At 72.4% G+C, this 3,252-nt stretch carries 4 protein-coding genes; all 4 read left to right on the forward strand.

Going from position 1 to position 3,252, the window contains the following annotated elements; translation table 11 throughout:
* Positions 1-346: ComF family protein (locus PLP61_RS15935; protein WP_502889092.1), on the forward strand; the 346-nt coding region annotated here is incomplete at its 5' end.
* Between the two features lie 362 nt (positions 347-708).
* The gene (gene hpf, locus PLP61_RS15940; RefSeq protein ID WP_324503744.1) at positions 709-1,329 is read left to right on the forward strand and encodes a ribosome hibernation-promoting factor, HPF/YfiA family; all 621 of its coding nucleotides are present in this window, start codon (positions 709-711) and stop codon (positions 1,327-1,329) included.
* Positions 1,330-1,362: 33 nt separating this feature from the next.
* Positions 1,363-2,040 (forward strand): response regulator, encoded by a 678-nt coding sequence (locus PLP61_RS15945; protein WP_324503745.1) that lies wholly within the window; start codon positions 1,363-1,365, stop codon positions 2,038-2,040.
* Between the two features lie 83 nt (positions 2,041-2,123).
* A complete protein-coding gene (locus PLP61_RS15950; RefSeq protein ID WP_324503747.1) occupies positions 2,124-3,239 on the forward strand; it encodes a winged helix-turn-helix domain-containing protein in 1,116 nt (371 codons plus the stop codon).
* Positions 3,240-3,252 lie beyond the last annotated feature (13 nt).

The raw sequence follows: 3,252 nt of genomic DNA on the forward strand, positions 1-3,252 counted from the left end.
CGGGTACGACGCCAGGCTCGGGCCCCTGCTGCGCTCGCGAGGCGCCGTCCTCGACCAAGCGGGGTTGACCGCGGCGGAGCGGGCGGCCAACCTCGCCGGCTCGATGTGGTGCCCGGACGACGGGCTGCGCCGGCTCGCGCGCTGGCGGGAGCGGGTCCAGGTCGTCGTGTGCGACGACGTGCTCACCACCGGGGCCACCGCGCGGGAGGCCCAGCGCGCGCTGGAGGCCGTGGGCGTCGTGGTCCTCGCGGTGGCCACGGTGGCCGCCACCGCCCGCCGGGTGCCACCAGCCGCTCACAGGGGATCTTCAGGGGTACCGCTTTCGTCCCGGCCGAGGACGGACTAGCGTCGTGGTATGGAGTCCGTCCGGGTCCGTGGTTGCGTCACCCGGGTAGGCCGCGCCGACAGTGGCGGTCGGTCCGGGCGGCAAGCCGATGCCAGTCGCAGGCGAAACGGCCCACGTAAGACCCGCCCGGCGGCGGTCAGCCCCGGAGGGTCGATCACGGTGCGGCTTAGAAGTAAGTCCTGCCCCGTCCCCGCCGGCAGATCCGGCGACGGAGGGGAGAAGGCCAGTAGTGGCGGAGAAGCTGCGAACGCCTCAGCAGGCGACTGTGGGGACGAAGACCAGGTCGGCCGGGCGGACTCCACCCACGGCGAAGGCTCGCGCCTTGCGTCCAACCCACTGTCGGCGACACACGGGAGGTTCACATGGAGGTCCTGGTCACAGGTCGGCACTGCGAGGTGTCGGACCGGTTCCGCAGCCACGTTGCGGAGAAGCTGTCGCGGCTGGAGAAGCACGACCACCGGATCATGCGGGTGGACGTCGAGGTGGAGCGCGAGCGCAACCCCCGCCAGCACGACCGCGCGGTGCGCGTGGAGCTCACCGCCTTCTCCCGGGGCCCGGTGATCCGGGCCGAGGCGGCGGCCGCTGACAAGATGGGGGCCCTGGACCTCGCAGTGGACAAGATGGCCGCGCAGATGCGACGCGCCGCCAACCGCCGGGTGCGCAGCCGCCAGGCGCGGGGGGCCGCCGGGCAGCCCGGGCTCGCCGGGCTCGTCGGGCCGGCCGCCGGGGACGAGGAGGAGCGCCTCGACCTGGAGCACCAGGTCGGGCCGCTCACGGTGACCGGTGAGGGACCGCTGGTGGTGCGCGAGAAGACGCACCGGGCCGGGCCGATGACCCTGGACCAGGCGCTGTACGAGATGGAGCTGGTCGGCCACGACTTCTACCTCTTCGTGGACAAGGAGTCCGAGCGCCCGTCGGTGGTCTACCGCCGCCGCGGGTACGACTACGGCGTGATCTCCCTCGACCTGGGAGGCGATGTCTGAGCGCTGGCCGCTGGCACGTGCCATGATGCCTGCGTGAACCTGCCAACACCGGAGGCCGAGCCGATCAGGGTGCTCGTGGTCGACGACCAGGAGCTCTTCCGCCGCGGTGTCACCATGCTGCTCGGGGAGGAGCCCGGCATCGAGGTCGTCGGGGAGGCCGGCGACGGCGTCGAGGGCACCCAGCTGGCGGTCAGTACCGCGCCCGACGTGGTGCTGCTCGACGTACGCATGCCCAAGCGCACGGGCATCGAGGCATGCCTGGCCATCAAGGAGGCGGTGCCGTCGGCGAAGATCGTGATGCTCACCGTCTCCGACGAGGAGGCCGACCTCTACGAGGCCGTCAAGAGCGGTGCCTCCGGCTACCTGCTCAAGGACTCCTCGATCGAGGAGGTGGCGCAGGCGGTGCGCGTCGTGGCCGACGGGCAGTCCCTGATCAGCCCGTCGATGGCGGTCAAGCTGATCGACGAGTTCAAGCAGATGTCCAAGCCCGACCGTGAGCACGTACCGGGGCTGCGGCTGACCGAGCGGGAGCTCGAGGTGCTGAGGCTGGTCGCCAAGGGGCTGAACAACCGCGAGATCGCCCGACAGCTGTTCATCAGCGAGAACACGGTGAAGAACCACGTGCGCAACATCCTGGAGAAGCTCCAGCTGCACTCGCGCATGGAGGCCGTGATGTACGCCGTGCGCGAGAAGCTGCTGGACATCCCCTGAGCCAGGCGCTGTCCCGGGCCCAGGCCCGGCGGATCACGCTCGCGGCCCAGGGGTTCAGGGACCCCCGGCACGCCGTCCCCACGATGCGCACGTTCTCGCGCACGCTGGCGCGCACCGGCCTGCTGCAGGTGGACTCGGTCAACGTCTTGCAGCGGGCCCACTACATGCCGCTGTTCTCCCGGATGGGGCCCTACGACACCGAGCTCCTGCGGCGTGCCGCCGAGCGCCGGCCCCGCCGGATCGTGGAGTACTGGGCGCACGTCCAGGCGTTCATGCCCGTGGACCTGTGGCCGGTGATGCAGCACCGCATGGAGCACTACCGCACTCGGCGCGGCAAGTGGGGTGTGCTCGAGGCCGACCCTGGCCTGGAGCGGTCGGTGCTGGCAGCGGTGCGCGATCGCGGCCCGACCACCGCGCGCGTCCTCGACGGGGAGTTCAGCGGCCCGCGGTCCAAGGAGCACTGGGGCTGGAACTGGTCGGACGCCCGACGCGTGCTCGACTTCCTGTTCATGGTGGGCGACCTGGCCGTGGCCGGCCGCAACCCGCAGTTCGAGGTCGTCTACGACCTGCCGGAGAGGGTGCTGCCGCCGGAGGTCCTGGCCGCCGCCACGCCGAGCCGCGAGGACGCGGCCGTCGAGCTGGTGCGCCGGGCGGCCGCGTCCTACGGCGTGGCCAGCGTGCAGTGCCTCGCCGACTACTTCCGGATGCCGGTGGCCGACGTACGTCCGGCGGTGGCGACCCTGGTCGAGGCGGGTGAGCTGGTGCCGGCGTCCGTCGAGGGCTGGCACCGCCCGGTGTTCCTCCAGCGCGACGCGCGGCTGCCGCGCCGGGTCGGGGCGCGGGCGCTGCTGAGCCCGTTCGACCCGGTGGTGTGGGAGCGCGCGCGGACCGAGGCGCTCTTCGACTTCCGCTACCGCATCGAGATCTACGTGCCGGCGCACCAGCGGGTGCACGGCTACTACGTGCTGCCGTTCCTGCTGGGGGACCAGATCGTGGCCCGCGTGGACCTCAAGGCCGACCGGGCGGCCCGGCTGCTGCTGGTGCGCTCGGCCTTCGCCGAGCCCCACGCCCCCGAGGAGGTTGCCGAGGAGCTGGCCGACGAGCTGCGCAGCCTGGCCGACTGGCTCGGCCTGGCCGACGTGGTCGTGGAGCCCCGCGGCGACCTCGCCGGTGCGCTGGCGTCCGCCGTCCGCCGCTGACCCGTCGCTGTTT

Origin of the sequence: Nocardioides sp. (assembly GCF_035429765.1) — a bacterium.
Lineage (GTDB): Bacteria > Actinomycetota > Actinomycetes > Propionibacteriales > Nocardioidaceae > Nocardioides.

What these genes read in the sequence shown, in the direction of transcription:
- PLP61_RS15950 (WP_324503747.1), top strand. Translation starts at nt 2,124, where the DNA reads ATGCGCACGTTCTCGCGCACGCTGGCGCGCACCGGCCTGCTGCAGGTG.
- hpf (WP_324503744.1), top strand. Translation starts at nt 709, where the DNA reads ATGGAGGTCCTGGTCACAGGTCGGCACTGCGAGGTGTCGGACCGGTTC.